Origin of the sequence: Rhizobium sp. ERR 1071 (genome assembly GCF_007828675.1) — a bacterium.
GTDB classification, from domain to species: domain Bacteria; phylum Pseudomonadota; class Alphaproteobacteria; order Rhizobiales; family Rhizobiaceae; genus Rhizobium; species Rhizobium dioscoreae.
The window spans coordinates 47,578-68,842 of record NZ_VITM01000006.1; the positions used below are offsets into that span (position 1 = coordinate 47,578).

Sequence of the window (21,265 nt, forward strand, 5' to 3'; positions counted from 1 at the left end):
TCAGAACTCCCCTAGATAGGCGCGCCGCACATTGGGATCGGCAAGCACAGTCTGTGTCGGGCCAAGCGCCAGAAGCTTGCCGTAGTCGAGCACCATCGTTTCGCTGCACATGGAGCGGATGAGATCGACATCATGGTCGATAATCAGCACTTGTGCTCTGAATTCCGCTGGGATGCGCAGCACCAGCTCGCGAAAAGCCTTGCCCTCTTCTTCCGTCAGACCCGCTGCCGGTTCATCAAGCAGGATAAGCTTCGGCTCGCCGACAACGCATTTTGCCAGCTCGACGAGACGGCGCTGGAAAAGATTGAGGGATTGGCCGGGCCTCTCGGCGACATCGGTCAGCCCGACAAAGGCAAGGGCCTGCTCGACCGCACGGGCATGGTGGCCGGTGCCAACGACATGATCGGCGATCGCGGCAATATTGCCGGCAACGGTCAGATCCTCCACCACCTGCTCTGTCTGGAACGAGCGTCGCAGGCCGGCGCGCACGCGCTGCAGGGGCGTCATCGCCAGCAGCGGCCGCTCGCCGAGCGAGACCGATCCCTGGATCGGTCTCACGAAACCGGAGAGCACATTGAGCAACGTGGTTTTGCCTGCGCCGTTCGGGCCGATGAGACCGGCGACGGGCGCTGTCAGTGCCGCGCTCAGCTCATTAATCGGTCGGACACCACCGAACTGGACGATGAGATTGTCGATCTTGATCATCGTGCCCTCCCCGTGGAGAGAACGGCATTCAACCGGGCAATAAGAGCCGATATCTGGCCGGCAATGCCCGTCGGCGCGGTCGCCAGCGCATGGAACAGGGCGACGCCGAAGATCCCGATCGTGACATAGCCATCAATGCCGAGATCCGTGAGCAGGGCCGGCACGGCACGCAGCAACAAACCGGCGATGACGGCGCCGTACCAGTTGAAGACGCCACCGACGATGGCAAGTGCGAAGAGATTGAGGCTCTCGAAGGCGCCGAAGGCACGCCCGTCGAGCTGACCGACATTGCCTGCGAGCAATCCACCCGCAAGACCGGCAAGAAAGCCGCTCAACGCAAAGGCCCAGGCCTTATAGATCAGCACATTGACGCCGCTGGCAACCGCAACCGTCTCGCCTTTGCGGATCAGCGCCCATGCGCGACCGGGTCGGGCAAGTTTGTGCCATTGCGCGATCAGCAGGCCGATCGCTGCCGCGACACAAACATAGAGGAAATAGGAGACCTCGCCATCGGCGACTATTGGTCTTGCGAGCATTGCACGGCCGGAGCCATCGGCGCGACCCAGGAAGCCGGGACCGCCATCCGGAAAGCCCCAGGCGCTGATGACGATCTGAAAAGCGCCCGCCAGCATCAGCGTTACCAGCGCAAGATAAAGACCGCGCAGGCGCAAGGCGGGCAAGCCGAAAACCAGCCCCACGATCGAAGCGACCATACCGCCCGCAAGCAGGCTCAATTCAAAAGGCGGATGAAAGGCATGGCCGACACGAAGCGTCACCCAGCCGCCGACGCCGACAAGCGCGAACTGGCAAAGCGAGACGAGACCAAGCTGACCATAGAGGATGGCAAGCCCCGCAACGGACAGCGACAGAGCAACCGCGGATGTGGCGGCAGAAAGCCAGAAAGAATTGGCGAGCAAAGCGACGACGAGCGAGAAGATCAGCATCGTCACAGGCACGTGAAGAAGCTGCTTCGGCAGGCGCATCATCGATATGCTTCCGGCTGTTGGGGTGATTGTTTGCTCCTGAACGGTCATCGGTCCTTCAACGCGGCCCTGGCCGTGCCTCCGAGAATGGTGACCGCGACAAGCGCGATGATGAAGGGTGCTGCTGCGCGATAGGGCGATATCCAGGCGACAGGCGTCAGCACGGCCTCGGCAATACCGATCAGAATGCCGGCGACGGCCGTTTGCCACAGCGACTGCAACTGACCGAGGATCGCTGCGGCGATCGCCGGGATCACCAGCAAGGTCAGGAAGGTGCCCTGTAGCCGGACGAGATCGGCAAGCAGCAGGCCGGCAAGACCGGCGAAGATGCCAGTCATGATCCAGGCGGCGGTTTCCGTATAAAGGATGCGCACGCCAAGCATGGCGCTGAGATCGCGATCATTGGCAAGCGCCCTCATATCGAGACCAAGGCGCGTGCGAGTCAGAAGCAGAGTGATGGCAATGACCATGACGACGGCAAGAATGATGGCGATGATACGCGTAAAGGTCAGGCGCACGGCGAAAAGAGAGATGAACATCTGGTCGGTCGGGAATTGCAGGCGGCGCGGCAGCTCGCCCCAGATGACACCCATGATCGCGATCAGGATCAGCGCCGGTGCCAGGGTCCCGACGGCGCGCACGACGATATCGCGATGCGACAGCATGGGCGCGAGGACCCGACCATAAAGAAAACTGATCGTCGTCGAGACGGCAACGGCGGCGAGGATGGCGACGGGGAGCGGCATCTTCCACTCCAACAGTTGCCAGGCGCAATGCGCACCGATCGCGCCGAAGGCACCGAATGCGAAGTTGAGAACGCCAGTCGCCCGAAACAGGACGACCAGGCCGACGCCGGACAGCGCGTAAACAGCGCCGATCCCAAGCCCGGATATGATGAAAGGCAGGATGTTCATAAATCGATCCTTTCGGGTCGTTCGGTTCCGCGGATTTGCCGCGGAACCGAGGCAAGCGTCTGGGCTCAGTTGATGCCGGCGGACTTTTCAAAAGCACGCACGTCCTTCAGCTCCGGATCGGGCGATTGGGCGCAATCGGAAACGACTTTCCACTTTCCACCCTCGGCAACCGCCATGCGTGTCGTCGAATTGGCATTGTGGCGCGGCTGGCCATCGCCGAAGTACCAGGGAGCGCAGAAGATATCGCTCCTGAAGTCCTTGATCTCGCGCACGGCGGCAGAAGCCGTCTCGCGGTTGATCTTGGCAGGGTCAAGCGTCATCAGTGCCTTTTCGGCGATGCGAGCTGCGAGGTAGCCAGCCTGAGCAAAGGTATCGCGCGGATCAGACTTCTGGCCGTACTGATCCATGACGGCGAGCCAGTTCTGATTATCCGGCGTCTGCGCGTTCAGATCGTTGAATTCCATGTTGACATAGAACTTGTCGTCCCAACCCGAACCAATGGTAGCTGGAACCGAGAGATCATAGGCCGAGGCCGCGCTGAGGAAGGTGATCGTCTGGTTGAGCCCCTGTTCTTCGGCAGCCGTCAGCAGCGGCACGGCAACGCCCTTCGACAGGCCAAGCACGATGACATCCGGCTTGCTTGCGGCCGCCTGCAGGATGATCGATGTGGCGTCTGCAGAGCCCGGATCCATAAGGATCGTCTGGGCCGCAAAGCCTTTTTCCTTGGCAAGCAGCATCACGCCGTCACAGGACCAGGTGCCGACATTCGGGATGTTCGGGCCGATACAGACGACGGACTTCGCATTCAGCTTGTCGAGCGCGTAGCCCATGGCGCCGAGCATCGAGACGCGCGGCCCGGCATTGGTCGGCGCATAATTCTCAGCAAAATAGCATTCGCGCGGCACGCCGACGCCGGCGACGACAAGGATGCCGGACTTCTTGTAGAAATCGGCATTGGCGCCGCACTCGACATAACTGGAATTGCCGACCATCAGCACGGCCTTCTCGTCGTTGACGAGCTTGGCGGCGAGCTGCGCGGCGATTTCCGGATTCCACTGATCGTCCTCGACCAGATATTTGACCGGCCGCCCCTTGATGCCGCCATTGGCATTCAGGCAATCAAAATAGGCCTTTGCCGCCTTGGTGGAGTTGGAAAAATCATCCGGCCCGGTCTTGCCGGTAATGGCGCCGATGATGATCGGTTCGCCGGTTGCCGGCTTGCCAGTGTTGTCGCCGCAGGATGCGGCCGCATGCACGCTGAATGCCGATGCGAGCGTCAGAAAAAGGCCGATTGCCAGCCCTCTTAGATTGATAGGCATTGTCTCCTCCAGTTTGTTGTCCCGCTCCCCACGGGCTCTTTTCTTCCCCGACGTCCGGCTCAGCCGGAAATCGCCTTTCCAGTCATGAAAGCCGCAGCCTTGGCCGCGATCATCATCGTCGGTGCATTGGTGTTGCCGGATACCAGTGTCGGCATGATGGAGGCGTCGCAAACGCGCAGACCCTCGATCCCACGGACCTTCAGATCCGGCCCAACGACGGCCATGCGATCGTCCGCCCGGCCCATACGGGCCGTTCCCGCCGGATGGAACACGGTCTTGCAGGACTGGCGAATGTAATCGCGGAGCGCTTCGGGATCTTTCTCGACGCCCGGCTTCGGCAGCACGCGGCGCTTGACCAGCCTGGCAAGCGCCGGCGCGTCGAGGATGCGGATCGCCGTTTCCACACCGCGCACCAGGGTTTCAAGGTCGGCCGGATCGGAAAGCAGGTTGGCATTGAAATCCGTCTGCTCGGTCGGATCGGCGCTTTTCAATCGTATCCAACCGCGCGAGCGCGGCCGCAGATAGCATGGGCCAATACTCAAGCCGTGGCCTGGTTCCGGATCACGATCGACGAAACCGATCAGAACAGGCAGGACGTGGAACTGCACATCCGGCTGGCCGGTGCCTGACGTATCGATGAAACCGCCGCATTCGACGACATTGGACGACAGCAGGCCGCGATGCGAAGTCAGATAGCGCAGCATATGGCCGGCGGCCCGCAGCCCCTTGTCATGGCCGAGGATCGAGATCGGCTCACGCGTCTCGCCCTGTACCGGCACCTCGAGATGATCCTGATAATTGGCACCGACACCCGGCAGATCGGCAACGATCTTGATGCCCAGCGAAGAAAGATGCGCGCCGTCGCCGACGCCGGACAGCTGGAGGATCTTCGGTGTTGCGATAGCACCTGCGGTCAGCGCGATCTCCCGGGACGCCCTGAAGACTGTGCCATCGAGCAGCTCGACACCGGCGGCCTTCTGCCCTTCGAACAGGATACGGCCGACCTTGCGCTCCGTCAGCACGGTCAGGTTCGGCCGCTTCTCCGCCTCGCGCAAAAAGGCCTGGGCCGAGCTCCAGCGACGACCGCCATAGGTGGTGCTCTGATAGAAGCCGACACCGGCCTGATCCGCACCGTTGAAATCATCATTATGCGGAATGCCGATTTCGGTCGCCGCCTTGATGAAAGCCTCGCTCAATGGATGGCGATGGCGCGGGTCCGAGACACGCAGACCGCCCTTTTTCCCATGGTACTGGCCGTTCAGCCGCTCATTGTTTTCCAGAGAACGGAAGGCCGGCAGCACATCCTCGTAGGACCAGCCCTGGCAGCCCATCTGCGACCAGGTATCGTAGTCGTTGCGATGACCGCGAATATAGATCATCGCATTCACGGAGCTGCCGCCGCCGAGCACATTACCCTGTGGCACGATGCTCGGACGCCCATTCAGGCCCTTGTCAGGGTTCGAGGCATAGGGATGGATGTCAATGCCCTTGCCCAGCACCTTGAAGAAGGTCGCAGGAATGTGGATCCATGGGTCGGAATCCCGGCGGCCGGACTCGATCAGCAGCACCTTATGCGCCGGATTTTCTGAAAGCCGATTTGCCAGCACGCAACCCGAAGAACCGCCACCGACAATGATATAGTCGTAAGTCGTCATGGCTCAGCTCAATACGGTCTGGATCGTGGTGAATTCCTTCAGCCCTTCCGCGCCGAATTCGACGCCGATGCCGGACTGCTTGACGCCGCCGAAAGGTGCGTTCGGCTGGATCGTGCCATGCTTGTTGATCCAGACCGAGCCGCATTCGAGCTGCATCGCGTAGCGCTTCGCCTTCTCGACATCGGAGGACCAGACGGAGCCGCCAAGCCCGGCAGGATTCTGGTTGGCGCGAGCAACCACTTCGTCGATGTCGCTGTAGCGGATGATCGGCAGGGCCGGACCGAACTGCTCCTCATCGACCAGGCGCACGCCATGATCTACATCTGCGACGAGCGTGATCGGATAGAAATAGCCCGGGCGATCCATCGGTGCGCCGCCGGTCAGGATGCGCCCGCCATTGGCGCGCGCATCCTCGACCAGTTCGCGCACCTTGTTGAACTGCATCTCGTTCTGCACGGGGCCGAGAATGCTTGCCTCGTCCAGCCCGTCGCCGACGGCGATCTTGGAAGCATAGTCCGCAAGACCACGGCACACTTCCTCATAGATGCTGTCATGCACGTAGAGACGCTTCAGCGCCGCGCAGGTCTGGCCATTGTTGATGAAGGCGCCCCAGAAGAGGCCCTCGATAATGGCCTTCGGATCGGCATCAGGTAAAACGACGCCGGCATCGTTGCCGCCAAGTTCCAGCGTGAGGCGTTTGAGGGTCGCAACCGCAGATGCCATGACCTTCTTGCCCGTTTCCGTCGAGCCGGTGAAGGTCATCTTGGCGATGCCCGGATGGGAAGAAAGCGCCGCACCAATCCTGTTTTCGCCGGTGACGACGTTGACGACGCCGGGTGGGAGAACCTCGTTCATGATTTCGACGAGACGGATGGTCGACAGCGGCGTCAAGGGCGACGGCTTGATGACGACGGTGTTGCCGGCACGAATAGCCGGAACGATATGCCAGCACGCGATCATCACGGGCCAGTTCCAGGGCGTGATCGAACCGACGACTCCGATCGGCTTGCGATGCAGCTCGACGCGGCCTTCATTATCGTCCTGCAGGATCTCGATTGGCAGATCCAGCTCGGCAGTATGGCGCGTCCATGCCAGCGCGCCACCGATCTCGAAGCGAGAGCCGAGACCATTGAGCGGCTTGCCCTGTTCGCGTGTGAGCAGCTGGGCCAGCTCCTCGGCGTGCTCGCTGATCTTTTCCGCAACGGCATGGCAGGCCGCCGCACGTTCCCCGCTCGATACCTGCGACCAGCCCTTGAAGGCTTGCGCGGCCGCGGCAACGGCGCGATCGAGATCCGCTTCGCCGGCAAGCGGCATAAAGCCGACCACGTCGCCATTCGATGGGTTTTTTACCGGCGCATGATGGGACGTGGCAACAGGCTCGCCACCGATAAGCAGGGTGTACTGCTTCACGACATTTTCCTCCCGTGACTTTCGGGAGGACTATGGCTTTTGCCCCAACATCCGTCTTGGGGAGAAACGCGCCTCGTCTTGGACTGAAGCGCAGCCCCGCGGTTCAGTCCGATCTATGGGCCGGCTCTGCGGCGCGCAGCAGCTCGCTCGGCGCACAATCGAACAGTTCCTTGAAGCTGCGATTGAAATAGGAAATGTCATTGAACCCGGCCGAATAGGCGACTTCGGCTATCGTCGTCGGGTTGCGCTGCTCCTTGAGCTGCTCGATCTTTTCCCGTGCAAAGCGCAGCCGCTTGTCCCGAATGACCGTCGTGCAGGTCATGCCCATGCCCTGAAAATCCTGCTGCAGTGTACGGATCGAAATGCCGAGCCGTGTCGCCAGCCATTTGGCGCTGAGGTCGCTATCGGTCAGATGCTTGTCGATGAGGATATCGACCATCTGCATGCGCTTGCTGGCGCTTTCATGCAGAGAATTCAGGCTTGCCGTCTGGGCGCCTGTGGAGAGGAATGCCTGGCGGGTCGTGTCGAACATCAGCTGGCGAAGATAGGGCGAAGCTGCTTCATTATCCGGCGTGGTCATCATCTTGGCGATCAATGCACGCAGCATCATTGCCATCGGATCGCTCGCCTCGAGCTTGCGCGCAATATCAAAATCGATCTTGCTCTCGGAATACATCAGCTGCCGGGGCAGATGCAGCGACAGGTGATTGGAAAAGTGCCCGCGGAAATAGAAAGTTGTCGGTCGCGTGGAGTCGACAAGAATGCATTCGCCGACATCGAGGATGTTCTGCTGGCCGGAATGCTCGACGCCGCAGACGCCTTCCAGCTGCAGGATCAGGAACAGGTGCTCATTGGCGTCGCGGCGAATGTCATCCCAATCGCGATGAACATAGTCGAGATCATTGGAAACATGGGCGAATTCCATGCCGCAGACGTCGATGCGGCTGGCTGTGCCTATGACACTGTCACCGCGCTGCACCGTGTGCGGATTGAAGTTGCCGCAAATGCTCTGAAGATCGTCAACCCACTGGTCGTAGGGCGTCGGCGACCAGGTCCGGTCGACCAGGCTGCGATTTTGTAGCAGGTCCAACTCCGCCTCCCAACAGTGTCAGCACCGCGGAAGACTGCTACAGATCTCCTGACGCGTCAATCAAATACTTAACACATTAATAAAATCGAAGAGGCCTCATTCCTCACCGGCTGGGCCGTTCTCCAATTTCAGCGAGGCAAGCTCCTCCAGCATATCGAGCAGCTTCTCCACCCGCTCTTCGCCGAAACGGGCATCGATATCGGCATAGACTTTCTGGCTTTCCGGCATGACGTCCTCGACGATCGCCTGCCCTGCCGGGGTGATCTGCAGCAATACTCTGCGTCCGTCGGCATCATCCTTGTGCTTGGTGATGAAGCCGCGCTCCTCAAGCGAGCGGATCATGCGCGTCAGGCTCGGCGCTAGAATGGATGCCTTGTCGGCCAATTCGGTCGCGTCAAGCTGGCCGCCTTCATAGAGAATGCGAATGACACGCCACTGCTGCTCGGTTACGTCATGCGCCGCCAGGATCGGCCGGAAATGGCTCATGACCGCTTCACGGGCGCGCAGAAGTCCGATCGCCAGCGAGCGGCGGCGATCGCGCAGCGGCCGCTTAGCTTGTTTTGCTGCGGTTTCAGGTTCTAGGCGCGGCCTCACGCCACTGTCTGTTCTGTTTTGCATCTTTTGCATGTTCGCTTCGATTACGGCCCTCACTGATTAACATGAGAATCATTCAAAGCAAGGCGATCGCATGATATCGATCAAAGCCGACAACAAGGATCGTCGCCGCGCGGCGCGCTTTCTCGCAACGGATTACGGCACCTGTACCAGGCGGCCGCTGCCTCTGATTTCGGAACGCCGCAGCACCGGATGTCCGTAGAGTTCGATATTGCCGCTTCCGCTGATCGAGATGTCTGCATCCGCCGCAGCGGCGACTTCCGCATCGCCGCTGCCATGAATTCTGATCTTCACGGATTGAGCGGCCAGGTCCTTGAGACGTGCAGTGCCCGAACCCGATACATCCAGATCCACCGAGCGCGCGCTTCCCGTGGCCATGACGCTGCCGCTTCCGGATATCCTCAGGCGCAGATCTGCCTGATCGAGCTGCGACAGAGCGAGATCGCCGCTGCCCCGCACCCTCCAATTAGTGACGAGCGGCCCCGACAGGCTGACATCGAATTTGGCGTTGGACCAACCCGGATTGCAATCCATGCTCAGCCTTCCGCCATCGAGCCGCACATGATCGAGAAGCGCGGGATCGCCGGTGATGACGGCCTCCGCCTTTCCGCCCGGCTGATAGTGAACGGAGGCCGGGATATCGATCGTCAGGCTGCCACTGGAGCTGAAAGGCAGGATAACCTGCTGCCGGCCGGATACCGCAGATCCGCAGCTGGATTGCATGCCACCCCACCAATGCGCTGCGTTTGCCCAATCCGGCCCGGAAAGTCCGATGCCGAGCGCAAGAAAGACGGATGCACAAATCAGTCCGGTCGTCGCGACAGTCGCCAGCTTCCCGTTCATTGTCCTTTTCCTCCAACGATGTGCAGTCCGGCGCTCAAGCTCGACCTTCGTCCACTTGCGCCAGGCGGAAATGCAGGCGGGCATATTGCCCGAGCATGCGGATACCCAAACTCAAACCCATCAGCAGCAAAGCGCCGCCACCGATGAAGCAGCTCACCAGCCCGGCACCGACAAGCAGGCGGGCCAGCATGCCGAAGGAAGGCAGGCCGATATGGAACAACACGGTCGTGACGATGATCTTCAGGCCAACGGCGCCGACGGCCACCAATGCGATCGCAAGGCCGAGCGTGACGAATATCGCCGCAAACAGCAAAGGCAGCAGGAAGAAGATATCGACGATGGCAAGGCCAGCCAGCGCCATCATGGCAGCCAGCAGGTTCGGCACGCTCCAATGCGCCTCGAAACGGCGCAGTCCGACATCCGCGCGCAGCTCTCGCGCAATCCTGGCGGGATCACCGAGAGCGGCGGAAACCTCCTCCTCGCTTCGGCCAGAGGCCTCGGATTCGGAAAAATGGGCGGCATAGTCGGCCACGATATCGTCGACCTCGTGAGGAGGCAGGCCTGCAAGTCCCAATCTCAGCGTGCGCAAAAAGGCTTCCCTGGTCATGGCAAATCCTCGAGTAGCTTGTCGACGGAGCCTGCTAGCGAGCGCCAGTCGCGGCGATGCGCTTCAAAAATCGAGCGCCCCAGCGGCGTGAGCCGATAATATTTACGCGGCGGCCCGTTGCTCGACTCGACGATGCGGGTCGCAACCAGTCCGTCATTCTGCATCCTGCGCATCAGCGGGTAGATCGTTCCTTCGCCCATGCCGACCGCAGCAACCAGCGTACTCGCAATTTCATAGCCGTAGCTTTCGCCCCGCGAGAGCACGGCTAGGACGCAAAGATCGAGCACGCCCTTCCGCAATTGAACTTGGATGGAGTCAGTCATGAACGCCTCAGCTTTACAGAACGAATATAACAAGCTATCTGTTTATGCAAGGTAGCTCGATGGCTTTCATAGCCGACATATGCCGCCTTCGCGTCAACTGACCTACCGACCGGCGCGCCTTGCCATCACAGCCCATCGCGCAGCGTATATTTCTGGTTAAATGGAGCAGTTGTCATGATCCGCTTTAGCCTTGCCCTCGCGGCCGCGCTCTTTCTTGTCGCGTCATCGGGATATGCGGCAGGTTTGAAATTCATTCGCATCTCCGGAGATACGGATAACCCGGCGATCGACGCCGCCATATGGTCTCCTTGCGCTACCCCTCCGACAGAAGTGAAGATCGGTGCTCTCGCAATACCGGCAACGCCGGATTGTCCAATTGCAGGCGAGGAGCTGCCGCTCATCATCTTCTCGCACGGCTATGGCGGCTGGTATCTCGGCCATCACGATACCGCCGAAGCGCTTGCCGACGCTGGCTTCATTGTCGTTGCCATCAATCATCCGCACGCCAATCATGCCGACATGAGCCGGGCAAACGGTCTTGGCGTATTGATCGAGCGACCTGCCGATATCAAGCGGATCGTCGATTTCATGCTTGGTGCCTCCCCCGATGCTGCGAGGATCGATCCGCAGCGGATCGGCTTCTACGGATTTTCCCAGGGCGGATATACCGGTCTCGTCGTTGCGGGAGCCAATCCGGATTTTACCAAGCGGCCTCCACGCTGTTCAGATCCAAAAGCAGCCGGCTGCCCGCCAGCGGACCATGCTCAGCCTCCGCGGCGACAACCGCTACCACAATCATTGACCCATGACCCCCGTATCAAGGCAGTCGTTGTAGCTGACCCGCTGAGCATCGTCTTCCAGACTGTGGACAGCGTGAAAGATGTCAGAGTTCCGCTTCAGCTTTGGGGCTCGGAACTTGGAGGGGGTGGTGGAGCATCTCCCGAAAATGTCGCGACGCTTGCGCGCCTATTGCCGGAAAAGCCTGATTTTCGGATCGTCCCCAATGCCGTGCATTTGTCGTTTCTGACACTCTGCCCGGAAATGCACCCATCGTCCGATGCCTGCATCGACGCGCCGGGGTTCGATCGCATCGCGTTTCATAGGCAGTTCAACGCCGCGGTCGTCGCATTTTTCCGCCAGCACCTGGTGAAACCGTAACAGCGAAGGTGCCCGCGTGTCGAACGCCGTCGAATTGTGCGCAGACATTATCAGTGTTGAAACTCGTCCGCGAATCCGATCAGATCAAGACATGACGAAAACGATACGCATTGCGGCGGCTCTGGTGTTGCGCCCGGACGGGAAGACATTGCTCGTGCGCAAGCGCGGTACCGCTGCCTTCATGCAACCCGGCGGCAAGATGGAGCCGCAGGAGACGCCGGAGACGGCGCTGATCAGGGAACTCTTCGAAGAGCTGGGGCTTACCGCGGAGGCTAAGGATCTGATTTTTCTTGGCGGTTTCCAGGCGCCAGCTGCCAACGAGCCGGACCATACCGTCGTTGCAGATATATTCCGGCTGCATGTGGGCGATACGGCAATCACGGCAGCGGCAGAGATCGAAGAGATCCGCTGGGTATCACCCCAAGATCCGGGAGATATCACCATGGCGCCGCTGACCGAACATCATGTCCTGCCATTCCACCGGCAACAGTCACATTCACGATGTGACTGACATCCAACCCAGGCACGGCGAAAGCCGGCAGGTCCCGCACCGTTCTTGGCAAACAGATATTTGAACGCCGGCACCTCGCATCTCCTGAAGGCGCGCAATCTGAATATTGTGGTAAAATGAGAATATAACAGTTCTAAACTTCTATCGCCTGATATTTACTATGAAAATAAACCAAGGACAAAGAATATCCAAAGTCACGTCAATTTTTATTGAAAGCAAAAACAACATTGGATACATAAATAAAAAACATTGCGTGAGGCCGAAAATGAAAAGGGAAAATACTGCCAGCCATGAAAGGTATATTGAGCTCACGAGCAAGATTGTCTCTGCCTACGTACTTCGCAATGCGACAACGCCGGAAGACTTACCCAGGCTCATCACGGAGACTTATTCTGCACTGACAGGCTCTCAGCAGGCCGCCTCAACAACGACGGCGGTGGAAAAGCTGCTGAAGCCGGCCGTGCCGATCAAAAAATCCATAACAGACGACTATCTGATCTGCCTCGAAGACGGCGGAAAATACAAGTCGCTCAAACGGCACCTGAACAGCAAATACGGTCTGACGCCCGAAGAATATCGAAGGAAATGGGGCTTGCCCGCGGATTATCCGATGGTCTCGGCGTCCTATGCAGCCACAAGATCGACGTTGGCAAAGCAGGCTCTCCTGGGCCATACGAAAAACCTGAGCGACATTCCTCCGGCGGTCGAACCACCACGGCGCCAGCGGAAGGCCGGCTAATCCGGATCGTTTCGTCACGCACCATAACCATGCCGCCCGTTTTTTTGAACGGGCGGTTTGCTTTTTGCATGAACAAAATTGATCACGGGCTGGGGTATAAATTCAGGACCGCCCCTTGGCAGTGGGCTGGCACCTCATGATTTCGCTCGCCAGCCTGGATGCGATCCGCTCGCAGCCGTTAAGACGTTTCGATCGTCCTGGCATTGACCGTGATGGCGCGGCCGGCGAACCAACCGTTGATCGCGGCACCGAGGCCAAGCAGCAGGAATAGGACGGAGCTCCATGCGAAGCTTCCAGTCCAACCATGGATCATGCCGACCACCAGCGGACCGATCGCAGCAAGCAGGTAACCCACGAATTGCGCCATGCCGGAGAGATGCGCGGCAACATGCGCATCGGGCGATCGCAATACGATGACAGTCAGCGCCACCGCGATCAATCCGCCCTGCCCGATGCCCTGAAGCACGGCCCAGAACCAGACCGTCCAGAGCGGAGCAAAGAGCAGCCCCAGCAAGGCGACGACGGCAATTGTGCAGAGGATGACATTGATCGCGCGCTGATCTCTACCCTTGACGGCGATATGAGGCGCCACCAAGCAGGCGGCCGCCTGCACCATGACCGAGGCAGATACGATGACGCCAGCCGTCACGCCGTCGAGACCACGTTCACGCAGAATGGGCACCAGCCAACCAAAGACGCAATAGGCGAGCGCCGATTGCAGTCCCATGAAAAGCGTTACCTGCCAGGCGATGCGGTCGCTCCACAAACCGGTAACACGAAAGCCGGCGCGCCGCGCCTGGCTGCGCGCCCCGATTACCTGCGGCAGCCAGAGAAGTCCGACGGCAAAGGCAGGCAAGGCCCAGACGGCCAGCGCGCCGCCGAGCGAACCGCCGAGAGCATGCTCGACAGGAAGCGTAAAGCCGGCCGCACTCGCAGCTCCCGCGCATAGCGCCATCGTATAGCAACCGGTCATAAGCGCCGCCTTATCGGGAAAATCGCGCTTAACCACGCCCGGCAACAGGACATTGCCGATAGCAATGCAGGCGCCGGCCAATGCGGTGCCCAAGAACAGCAGCGAAATCGAAGAAAAGCCTCGCAGCGCCGTGCCCAGCGCGAGCAGGAGAATGACACCGAGCAGGACGCGCTCGGTCCCCACGCGCTGTGCCAGCCTTGGCGCAAGCGGTGAAAACAGCCCCATGCAAATGACGGGCAAGGTCGTAAGAATACTGGTGCCGAAGGCGGAGAGGCCAAGACCGGTCCGTATCTCCGGCAAGAGCGCCGATGCGCTGGAAAAAACCGGCCGCAGATTGAAAGCGATGAGCACAAGGCTCGCACCCAGCAAAAACCTGCCGATCGGCGACTTGCCTCCATGCGGCAGCGGTGCGGGAACTTCATCAGCCTCGGCATCGATCAATTCGACGGAGGCGAGATTTTGCGAGGACATGGTCATGACATAAGCAACCGATCAAGTGTAGCGACGATAGGGGCCATGAAGCGGCGCACAGCTCTATCGGCCGCTTCGGGGCTGCCGGTTTCGATGGCGTCGACGATAGCGATATGCGCCTGCATATCCGGCTCGGGGATATCCTCGCCGAGCGTCGCCTCGATGGTCTCGGCAATCGAGAGGGAGAAGAACTCATAGATTTCGATCATCGCCCTGTTCTGCGAGGCCGCGACGACAGCCTTGTGAAAGGCAAGATCACGCTCGACGAACGCCGCCTTGTCGCCGCCGGCATAGTTGCCGCGAGCAACCAGCAAGGCGCGCAATTGCGAAACGGCTTCAGGGGAATGACGTAAGGCGGCAAGCCTTGCTGCCTCGACCTCCAGCGCAAGCCGGGCCTCGAACTGGTTTCTCAATCCGGCGCGGCGTGCCATGTCCAGTGGCCGACCAACATCTGTGTTCGACCGGACATAGGTCCCGGATCCTTGCCGCGTCTCGAGATAGCCCTGGGACACCAGGACCCTCACCGCCTCACGAACCGTGCCGCGGCTGACGGACAGCATGGACGAGAGGGAGGCCTCGTTGGGCAGCTTTTCGCCAACGAGCCAGCGACGGCTGGTAATCTCGCTGCGAATTGCCTCCACGGCCGTATCTGCAAGCGTCGTTTTGGTCAGAGCGCGCATGGTTGGATTTCATCAAGTCATCGGATGACTTTATCACTTAGTCAATCAACCATCTTCAGTCAATATATTTTCAGCAAGGCGAGCAATCGGTTGGCTACGGCGATGTGGCGGCGATGGCGAAACCGAAGGCGGGGATGCAAGTCATAGGCGGATCCGGGATCTGGCAGAGCACCCGAAATCATGGCGAAGGGCTTGCAGCAGATTTGACGCTGGCTGAAGCTTCTCGGAATGAAATAATGCCTGTCCTACGGCATGAAACCCCTATTTGATGGCGCCCGAACGAGCCATGGCCGCCAGGCCGATCGCCGCGACCAGGGAGAATGCCGCCGGGAGGTAGAAAACGTTCGGGAGCCCGAGATAGGCAACGCCGACACCTCCTACACCGCCGCCAAGGGCGCTGGCGAGCGCCGAGGAGCTCATGAAGATCGCCGAAGCCGTCGCGACTGCATTCGGGAGCAATCTTTGAGCAACGATCAGTCCGAGGACCATGTAGAGGCCCCAGACTCCGCCCATCAGCATCTGGCCGGCAAACATGCCCATGGCCGTCGGCCAAGCCGCAAAACAGAGGTTGGCCATGACGCCGCAAATCGCGGCGACACACATCATCCATAAGATGCCGATCCGTCGCGCCAGCACGATACTGAAGGGCATGAGGATGAGTTCGATGAATGGCTGTGTTCCTATCACCGAGCCCTGAATGGAGGGATCAAGCTTGAGCTGGTCCTGCATATAGAGTAGCAGGAATCCGTATTTGATCGGCTCGCCGGCATAGACGAGGACGTAGAGACCTGTAAAGGCCAGCAGCGGCAGCATTTCGGACCAGTCGACGTGACCAACGGCATCGGTCTTCTTGTCGGCTCGCTGCCCCGGACCAACAAGCGCATGTAGTGTTCCGAGCGGCAGGATCTGCGCGAAGAAACAGATCGCCGTTCCCCACAACATGGCGCGAAGCCCGATTTCGACAGCAAACCAGGCGCCAAGAAACGGCCCGATGACCCAGCCCGCGGTCAAAGCCATCCGGATGATAGCCACGACGCTGTCATTTGCACCGGCACCCTTGACTTTGAGATCATCATGGATGGCGGTGAAGAGCTGCGAAGTGGCAGATCCGGAAAAACCCAGAATGACGGTGCCGATCACGAACGGCATCCATGGTTGCGTCGAAAGGGCGATCCCCGCCCAACCAACAGCGCCGGCAACGGCACAAAGCCGAAAAAGACCAAGACGCCTTCCAGTTCTGTCGGAATAGCTGCCAACAAGATAGCCGGCAATCGGTGCGGTGAGACCGGTGAGATAATAGAGCCCCGCCATTGGCAAGGACGCCCCAAGTTCCTTGACGAGGAAAAGAACGATCTGCGGCAGCGAGGCTGATGTTGCAAGCCCGGAGAGAAACAGCGCAAGCGTCGCACCGCGATACAGCGGCGAAACCCATACCTGCCGGATCGCCGTGGCCCTGCTGGAGGTCGTCGGGGATTGCGCGTCCATAGCCCCATCCGTCTTAACGGTTGTCGAAACGAGTTTGCCGGTTGATCGGCGGGACGCCCTGATCGATTGCAGCAAAAGCGAATTCTGCTGTCCGATGGACCTCACGCCTACGTCCGGGGTGTTGCATATCCTTCGATCAAAGCGGATCGGGAGGCAAATGGTTACATGGAGCTTGGACCCATCTCGCAGAGATTGTCCACACCATTCATCATATCAATTATAGTAACCGGACTCAGCCCGGCATTGCTCTCGAATAGGCTGCCAGAATGAAGCGTTCGGCCTGGAACAGATATTTCTCCAGCGCGTCGGCAGCACTCGCCGGCGCCCCCTCCTCCAGATGCGCAAGAATGGTCGCGTTCTGGCCGACATAGGGAGCGTGCAGATATTCGGGATCGCGGATCAGCCCGAAGACGAGGCGCAGTTCAAGCGAGATCTGCGCATAGAAGGCTGAAAGTCGAGGACTATCAGCAAGCTCGACGATCGCGGCATGAAAGACGATATCGGCGCTGCCGACTTCCAGCCATTCGCCACGATCGCGATGCTGCACGGCAGCCTCGATGGCAGCACGCATCTTGTCGACGCTTGGGTGGCGGTGATGCGCGTTGGCAAGCGCCGAACACTCGATCAGCCGGCGAATATGGAAGATATCCATGATCGTGGAGATGCTCGGCGTGGACACGAAGACGCCGCGATTGGCTTCGTGACGCAGCACGCCCTCTTTCGTCAGCAGCCGGAAGACTTCGCGCAGCGTGTTGCGCGAGACCTGTAGCTCCTCGCAAAGAGCTGCTTCGGACAGGTGGCTACCCGGCGATAGCATACCGCTGATCACGCGCTCACGGATGCGGGCAGCTGTCAGTTCCGCCAGCGTCTGCCCCGCCTCAGCGACCGATGTCGGCTCGATGCTCGCAAGATTTGTCTGCTTCATTTGCTCTCCCGGCGCCTGCACTCAATCGTCTTCGATGTCCGGCCATATCAGGCGTTTGCTGAGAAGCGTACAGCGTTCTCATGCCTGTCTGCAGCAGTCGCACCACCCCAACGGCAAGTCCGCTGGACGATTTTATGCAGGTTTGTCCCCATTTTTGATTGGCAACACGAAAATTGTTGAACAATATAGACCAGATTGTTGTTTGATGCTATCTCATGCCTAACAAATATAATGGGAACGCGGATACAGATGTTCATAAGACGCCTGTTTTGTAGAAAAACATCGCCAGCCTTTGCCAGGCCGCAACGGGTGTCCGCATGAACATGCTACTATCCGGCTGTGGCGGCGATCCCGGTGAGCGCACCTGCATCATCGACGCAAAGTGTGACACGGCAATCGTCTCCGATGCCATGAACGACCTGCCCAATATCGAGGTAAGCGCATGACGGCTGCTACAGGCGACAACAAACCGCTTCTGTCTGTAGCGGATCTGACTGTGCGGTTCGGCGAAAACCGCGTCGTCGAAGGACTTTCCTTTTCGGTCGAGCCGGGGCGAACGCTCGCCGTCGTCGGCGAATCCGGCTCCGGCAAATCAGTGACCTCGCTTTCGGTCATGCGGCTTGCCGATATGATGGGCGCGCGCTTCGAGACTGGCAGCATCCTCTTCAACGGCAAGGATCTGCTGAAGCTTTCGCAGAAGGAGATGCGCGCAGTTCGCGGCAAGGAGATCGCCATGATCTTCCAGGAGCCGATGACCTCGCTCAACCCTGTCTTCACCATCGGCGACCAGATCTGCGAGGTCCTTCTCCTTCACGAGAAGATCGGCAAGTCCGCCGCAATGGCGGAAGCACAGCGCCTGCTGGAGATGGTGCGTCTGCCGGATGCGCAGGCACTGTTGAACCGCTATCCGCATCAGCTTTCCGGCGGCATGCGCCAGCGCGTGATGATCGCCATGGCGCTTGCCTGCCGCCCGAAGCTGCTGATCGCCGACGAGCCGACGACTGCCCTTGACGTGACGATCCAGGCGCAGATCCTCAACATCATGCGGGACCTGCAAAAGGATCTCGGCATGGGCATGATCTTCATCACCCATGACATGGGCGTGGTGGCCGAAATGGCCGACGATGTCGTTGTCATGTGGAAGGGCAAGAAGGTCGAGGAGGGCCCAGTTCGCGAGATATTCGCCAATCCCAGGCACCCTTATACGAAGGCGCTTCTCGCCGCAGTGCCGAAGCTTGGCAGCATGACCGGTCAGGATTTTCCAAAGCGCATGCCGCTGACCGTCCTCGACGGTGGCGAGCCGAAGATCGTCGGTGAGGAACGGGTCCAGAATACTGCCCGCTACGACCAGCAGCCGCTCCTGTCCGTGCGCGATCTCTTCGTGCGCTTCGATATCAAGAAGAATATATTCGGCCAGGTCACGCATCGCTGCAGTGCCGTCCAGAAGGTCGCTTTCGATATTCATCCCGGTGAAACCCTGGCCCTCGTCGGCGAGTCCGGCTCCGGCAAGTCGACGATCGGCCGCACCATCCAGCAACTGCAGAAAGCGCGATCGGGCGAAATCACCTTCAATGGCAAGAGCTTCGCCGCCATGTCGCAGCTCGAACGCTTTCGTCTGCGACGTGACGTGCAATACATTTTCCAGGATCCGTTCGCCTCGCTCGACCCGCGCAAGACGGTCGGCTTTTCGATAGCGGAACCGATCAACACCCATGGCATCATCTCCGGATCGAAGGAGGTTCGTCGCCGAGTGGACGAACTTCTTGAGCGCGTCGGCTTGACGCCGGCTCATGCCGATCGCTATCCGCACGAGTTTTCCGGCGGGCAGCGCCAGCGTGTCTGCATCGCCCGTGCCCTGGCCTCCGATCCCAAGCTCATCATCGCCGACGAGGCGCTTTCCGCGCTCGACGTGTCGATCCAGGCCCAGATCATCAATCTCTTGATGGATCTCCAGGCGGAACGCGGGCTCGCCTATCTGTTTATCAGCCATGACATGGCCGTTGTGGAGAAGATCAGCCATCGCGTCGCCGTCCTCTATCTCGGCCAGATCATGGAAATCGGCAGTCGCCGCCAAGTCTTCGAAACACCGATGCATGCCTATACGCAACGCCTTCTCTCGGCCGTGCCGATCGCCGATCCGACGCAGGAGCGCAGAACCACCTTGCTGGAGGGCGAGATCCCCAATCCCGTCCGCCGCGTCGGCGACGAGCCGCCGATCCTGGCTCACGAGGAAATCACCTCAGGCCACTTCATCGCCAAGAGCGCCTGAACGACCACCAACCACCGCATCGATCTGAAGAGGAAACAGGTTCAATGAAAACAATAAAATGGGGATTGAAGACCGCTCTGACGGCACTTGTCATGTCAGGCGTCGCGATCAGCGCCGCTCCGGCCTTCGCGGCCGGCAAGCTGACGGTTTCGTCGTCGCAGGATCCCGGCAGCTGGGACCCGATCGACACGTTCCTCGTGGCATGGGCTGCCGTTTCGACCAACATCTTCGACGGCCTTACCTATCGTGGCCCCGATCTCAAGCTGGTACCGGGTCTTGCCGAATCCTGGGAAGAGCTGGATCAGGGCAAGCGCATCCGCTTCAAGCTCCGCCATAACGTGAAATTCCATGACGGCGAGCCCTTCAATGCCGAAGCGGTGAAGTTCACCTTCGACCGCCTGCTCGGCGAACAGGGCGCCAAGGGACCGCAACGCTCGAACTACACGGCTATCGAAAGCGTTGATATCATCGACGACTACACGGTCGATATGAAGCTGAAAACGCCCGATCCGGTGCTTTTGACGAAGCTTGCCGGCTATGGCGCGATGATCGTGCCGCCGAAATATATCAAGGAAAAGGGCGAGGATTACTTCAACCTCAATCCGGTCGGCACCGGCGCCTTCAAATTCGTCTCCTATACGCCGAAGGTGAACATCAAGCTCGAAGCCAACCCGGATTATTGGGGCGGCGCACCGAAGCTCTCCGAACTGGAATATCGCTTCATCAGCGAGCCGGCGACCGCCGTTGCCGAGCTTCAGGCCGGCCGCGTCGATATCGTCATCCCGCCGACCATCCCGATCGGCATGCTGCCGGTCATTCAGGGTGACTCAAAGCTGGAAATCGCCAGCGTTCCCGGCCCGACGGTCGATGCACTGCGCTTCAACACCCGCGACGGCATTACCGCCGATCCGCGCGTGCGCAAGGCCATCATCATGGCAGTCGATCGCGACACGATCGTCAAGTCGATCCTTGCTGGCCAAGGAACCGAGATCGTCAGCTTCCAGAATTCGCTTTCCTTCGGCTACGATGCCGATCTGAAGCCGCTTCCCTATGATCCCGCTGGCGCCAAGAAGCTGCTCGCCGAAGCCGGCGTGAAGCCGGGCGCGACATTGCAGATCGACATTCGGGGCAACGACGCGACCATGAACGAGGTGGCGCAGGTCGTGGCAAGCTATCTGCAGATGGTCGGCCTCACCGCCACCATCAAGCCGTATGAAACCAACGTTCTGCTGAACGACATCATCCCGCAGGGTAAGACCGGCGCGATGTTCCAGCAGAAGTGGGGCGGCTGGACCTTCGACTACGACAACACTGCCTATTCGATGTATCACTCCGGCGAAAAGTGGAATCCGTATGAAAAGGATGCCGCTCTGGACAAGCTCTTGGAATCGCAGCGCCCCCTCACCGATCGCGCCGAGCGCGAAAAGGTGCTGAAGGACATCGGCAAATACGTCGCTGATAAGGCGCTCGAACTGCCGCTCTACAACAGCAATGCGATCTACGGCGTCAGCAAGCGCGTCAAGGGCTTCGTGCCCGCTCCGGATACCCGCATCAAGCTGAACGAAGTCACCGTCGACTAATCATCAAGCA

The 21,265-nt window shown here is 59.8% G+C and carries 21 protein-coding genes; 6 read left to right on the forward strand and 15 right to left on the reverse strand.

The features are described 5' to 3' along the window. The 11 genes from FBZ99_RS21110 to FBZ99_RS21160 all read right to left on the reverse strand — a co-directional run bounded on the left by FBZ99_RS21110 (position 1) and on the right by FBZ99_RS21160 (position 10,464). A complete protein-coding gene (locus tag FBZ99_RS21110; RefSeq protein WP_113350891.1) occupies positions 1-705 on the reverse strand; it encodes an ABC transporter ATP-binding protein in 705 nt (234 codons plus the stop codon). Beyond that, the gene (locus FBZ99_RS21115; RefSeq protein WP_113350890.1) at positions 702-1,739 is read right to left on the reverse strand and encodes a branched-chain amino acid ABC transporter permease; all 1,038 of its coding nucleotides are present in this window, start codon (positions 1,737-1,739) and stop codon (positions 702-704) included. Before FBZ99_RS21115 ends, FBZ99_RS21110 begins: the two co-directional genes overlap by 4 nt. Continuing rightward, complete coding sequence (locus FBZ99_RS21120; RefSeq protein ID WP_113329296.1) at positions 1,736-2,602, reverse strand: branched-chain amino acid ABC transporter permease; 867 nt, start codon at positions 2,600-2,602, stop codon at positions 1,736-1,738. The genes FBZ99_RS21115 and FBZ99_RS21120 overlap by 4 nt, the downstream gene beginning before the upstream one ends. Positions 2,603-2,667: 65 nt before the next feature. Next, positions 2,668-3,921: an ABC transporter substrate-binding protein gene (locus tag FBZ99_RS21125; protein WP_113329297.1), complete on the reverse strand. Its 1,254-nt coding sequence runs from the start codon at positions 3,919-3,921 to the stop codon at positions 2,668-2,670. 59 nt (positions 3,922-3,980) lie between these two features. Further along, entirely contained in the window at positions 3,981-5,576 is a 1,596-nt protein-coding gene (locus FBZ99_RS21130) for a GMC family oxidoreductase (protein WP_113350889.1), read from the reverse strand. A gap of 3 nt (positions 5,577-5,579) precedes the next feature. Beyond that, complete coding sequence (locus tag FBZ99_RS21135) at positions 5,580-6,986, reverse strand: aldehyde dehydrogenase family protein (protein WP_113350888.1); 1,407 nt, start codon at positions 6,984-6,986, stop codon at positions 5,580-5,582. Positions 6,987-7,089: 103 nt separating this feature from the next. Beyond that, positions 7,090-8,076, reverse strand: a complete 987-nt coding sequence (locus tag FBZ99_RS21140) for a helix-turn-helix domain-containing protein (protein ID WP_113350887.1) — start codon at positions 8,074-8,076, stop codon at positions 7,090-7,092. Positions 8,077-8,172: 96 nt separating this feature from the next. Further along, positions 8,173-8,694, reverse strand: coding sequence for a homoprotocatechuate degradation operon regulator HpaR (gene hpaR / locus FBZ99_RS21145; RefSeq protein WP_113351071.1), 522 nt, complete (start codon positions 8,692-8,694; stop codon positions 8,173-8,175). A gap of 132 nt (positions 8,695-8,826) precedes the next feature. After that, positions 8,827-9,534 carry a GIN domain-containing protein gene (locus FBZ99_RS21150; protein ID WP_113350886.1) on the reverse strand — a complete coding sequence of 236 codons (708 nt, stop codon included), beginning with the start codon at positions 9,532-9,534 and terminating at the stop codon, positions 8,827-8,829. Positions 9,535-9,568: 34 nt separating this feature from the next. Then, on the reverse strand, positions 9,569-10,141 hold the full coding sequence (locus FBZ99_RS21155) for a DUF1700 domain-containing protein (RefSeq protein ID WP_145634721.1): 573 nt from the start codon (positions 10,139-10,141) through the stop codon (positions 9,569-9,571). Beyond that, on the reverse strand, positions 10,138-10,464 hold the full coding sequence (locus tag FBZ99_RS21160; RefSeq protein WP_092707768.1) for a PadR family transcriptional regulator: 327 nt from the start codon (positions 10,462-10,464) through the stop codon (positions 10,138-10,140). Before FBZ99_RS21160 ends, FBZ99_RS21155 begins: the two co-directional genes overlap by 4 nt. Positions 10,465-10,638: 174 nt before the next feature. Between FBZ99_RS21160 and FBZ99_RS21165 the strand changes: the two genes are divergently transcribed. The 3 genes from FBZ99_RS21165 (at position 10,639) to FBZ99_RS21175 (ending at position 12,872) form a co-directional block, all read left to right on the forward strand. Further along, the gene (locus FBZ99_RS21165) at positions 10,639-11,622 is read left to right on the forward strand and encodes an alpha/beta hydrolase family protein (protein WP_145634724.1); all 984 of its coding nucleotides are present in this window, start codon (positions 10,639-10,641) and stop codon (positions 11,620-11,622) included. 91 nt (positions 11,623-11,713) lie between these two features. Further along, positions 11,714-12,133 carry an NUDIX hydrolase gene (locus tag FBZ99_RS21170; protein ID WP_113350883.1) on the forward strand — a complete coding sequence of 140 codons (420 nt, stop codon included), beginning with the start codon at positions 11,714-11,716 and terminating at the stop codon, positions 12,131-12,133. 265 nt (positions 12,134-12,398) lie between these two features. Continuing rightward, positions 12,399-12,872 (forward strand): MucR family transcriptional regulator, encoded by a 474-nt coding sequence (locus FBZ99_RS21175; protein ID WP_113350882.1) that lies wholly within the window; start codon positions 12,399-12,401, stop codon positions 12,870-12,872. Between the two features lie 178 nt (positions 12,873-13,050). Here the strand turns inward: FBZ99_RS21175 and FBZ99_RS21180 are convergent, their stop codons facing one another. The 4 genes from FBZ99_RS21180 to FBZ99_RS21195 form a co-directional block, all read right to left on the reverse strand. After that, a complete protein-coding gene (locus tag FBZ99_RS21180) occupies positions 13,051-14,322 on the reverse strand; it encodes a CynX/NimT family MFS transporter (RefSeq protein ID WP_113329307.1) in 1,272 nt (423 codons plus the stop codon). Then, a complete protein-coding gene (locus FBZ99_RS21185) occupies positions 14,319-14,996 on the reverse strand; it encodes a FadR/GntR family transcriptional regulator (RefSeq protein ID WP_145634726.1) in 678 nt (225 codons plus the stop codon). The genes FBZ99_RS21180 and FBZ99_RS21185 overlap by 4 nt, the downstream gene beginning before the upstream one ends. Positions 14,997-15,257: 261 nt before the next feature. Beyond that, on the reverse strand, positions 15,258-16,481 hold the full coding sequence (locus FBZ99_RS21190) for an MFS transporter (protein WP_113420916.1): 1,224 nt from the start codon (positions 16,479-16,481) through the stop codon (positions 15,258-15,260). A gap of 232 nt (positions 16,482-16,713) precedes the next feature. Beyond that, the gene (locus tag FBZ99_RS21195) at positions 16,714-17,406 is read right to left on the reverse strand and encodes a GntR family transcriptional regulator (RefSeq protein WP_113350880.1); all 693 of its coding nucleotides are present in this window, start codon (positions 17,404-17,406) and stop codon (positions 16,714-16,716) included. A gap of 317 nt (positions 17,407-17,723) precedes the next feature. On the opposite strand from FBZ99_RS21195, the gene FBZ99_RS33800 reads away from it, so the two are divergent. From FBZ99_RS33800 to FBZ99_RS21205, 3 genes are read left to right on the forward strand one after another with little or no spacing between them, the layout of a single operon-like run. Then, positions 17,724-17,852: a hypothetical protein gene (locus FBZ99_RS33800; RefSeq protein WP_267903988.1), complete on the forward strand. Its 129-nt coding sequence runs from the start codon at positions 17,724-17,726 to the stop codon at positions 17,850-17,852. Then, a complete protein-coding gene (locus FBZ99_RS21200) occupies positions 17,849-19,675 on the forward strand; it encodes an ABC transporter ATP-binding protein (protein WP_113350879.1) in 1,827 nt (608 codons plus the stop codon). The genes FBZ99_RS33800 and FBZ99_RS21200 overlap by 4 nt, the downstream gene beginning before the upstream one ends. 44 nt (positions 19,676-19,719) lie before the next feature. After that, on the forward strand, positions 19,720-21,255 hold the full coding sequence (locus FBZ99_RS21205) for an ABC transporter substrate-binding protein (RefSeq protein ID WP_113350878.1): 1,536 nt from the start codon (positions 19,720-19,722) through the stop codon (positions 21,253-21,255). Positions 21,256-21,265: the final 10 nt, after the last annotated feature.

What these genes read in the sequence shown, in the direction of transcription:
- FBZ99_RS21110 (WP_113350891.1), bottom strand. Translation starts at nt 705, where the DNA reads ATGATCAAGATCGACAATCTCATCGTCCAGTTCGGTGGTGTCCGACCG.
- FBZ99_RS21115 (WP_113350890.1), bottom strand. Translation starts at nt 1,739, where the DNA reads ATGACCGTTCAGGAGCAAACAATCACCCCAACAGCCGGAAGCATATCG.
- FBZ99_RS21120 (WP_113329296.1), bottom strand. Translation starts at nt 2,602, where the DNA reads ATGAACATCCTGCCTTTCATCATATCCGGGCTTGGGATCGGCGCTGTT.
- FBZ99_RS21125 (WP_113329297.1), bottom strand. Translation starts at nt 3,921, where the DNA reads ATGCCTATCAATCTAAGAGGGCTGGCAATCGGCCTTTTTCTGACGCTC.
- FBZ99_RS21130 (WP_113350889.1), bottom strand. Translation starts at nt 5,576, where the DNA reads ATGACGACTTACGACTATATCATTGTCGGTGGCGGTTCTTCGGGTTGC.
- hpaR (WP_113351071.1), bottom strand. Translation starts at nt 8,694, where the DNA reads ATGCAAAACAGAACAGACAGTGGCGTGAGGCCGCGCCTAGAACCTGAA.
- FBZ99_RS21150 (WP_113350886.1), bottom strand. Translation starts at nt 9,534, where the DNA reads ATGAACGGGAAGCTGGCGACTGTCGCGACGACCGGACTGATTTGTGCA.
- FBZ99_RS21155 (WP_145634721.1), bottom strand. Translation starts at nt 10,141, where the DNA reads ATGACCAGGGAAGCCTTTTTGCGCACGCTGAGATTGGGACTTGCAGGC.
- FBZ99_RS21160 (WP_092707768.1), bottom strand. Translation starts at nt 10,464, where the DNA reads ATGACTGACTCCATCCAAGTTCAATTGCGGAAGGGCGTGCTCGATCTT.
- FBZ99_RS21165 (WP_145634724.1), top strand. Translation starts at nt 10,639, where the DNA reads ATGATCCGCTTTAGCCTTGCCCTCGCGGCCGCGCTCTTTCTTGTCGCG.
- FBZ99_RS21170 (WP_113350883.1), top strand. Translation starts at nt 11,714, where the DNA reads ATGACGAAAACGATACGCATTGCGGCGGCTCTGGTGTTGCGCCCGGAC.
- FBZ99_RS21175 (WP_113350882.1), top strand. Translation starts at nt 12,399, where the DNA reads ATGAAAAGGGAAAATACTGCCAGCCATGAAAGGTATATTGAGCTCACG.
- FBZ99_RS21180 (WP_113329307.1), bottom strand. Translation starts at nt 14,322, where the DNA reads ATGACCATGTCCTCGCAAAATCTCGCCTCCGTCGAATTGATCGATGCC.
- FBZ99_RS21185 (WP_145634726.1), bottom strand. Translation starts at nt 14,996, where the DNA reads ATGCGCGCTCTGACCAAAACGACGCTTGCAGATACGGCCGTGGAGGCA.
- FBZ99_RS21190 (WP_113420916.1), bottom strand. Translation starts at nt 16,481, where the DNA reads ATGGACGCGCAATCCCCGACGACCTCCAGCAGGGCCACGGCGATCCGG.
- FBZ99_RS21195 (WP_113350880.1), bottom strand. Translation starts at nt 17,406, where the DNA reads ATGAAGCAGACAAATCTTGCGAGCATCGAGCCGACATCGGTCGCTGAG.
- FBZ99_RS33800 (WP_267903988.1), top strand. Translation starts at nt 17,724, where the DNA reads ATGAACATGCTACTATCCGGCTGTGGCGGCGATCCCGGTGAGCGCACC.
- FBZ99_RS21200 (WP_113350879.1), top strand. Translation starts at nt 17,849, where the DNA reads ATGACGGCTGCTACAGGCGACAACAAACCGCTTCTGTCTGTAGCGGAT.
- FBZ99_RS21205 (WP_113350878.1), top strand. Translation starts at nt 19,720, where the DNA reads ATGAAAACAATAAAATGGGGATTGAAGACCGCTCTGACGGCACTTGTC.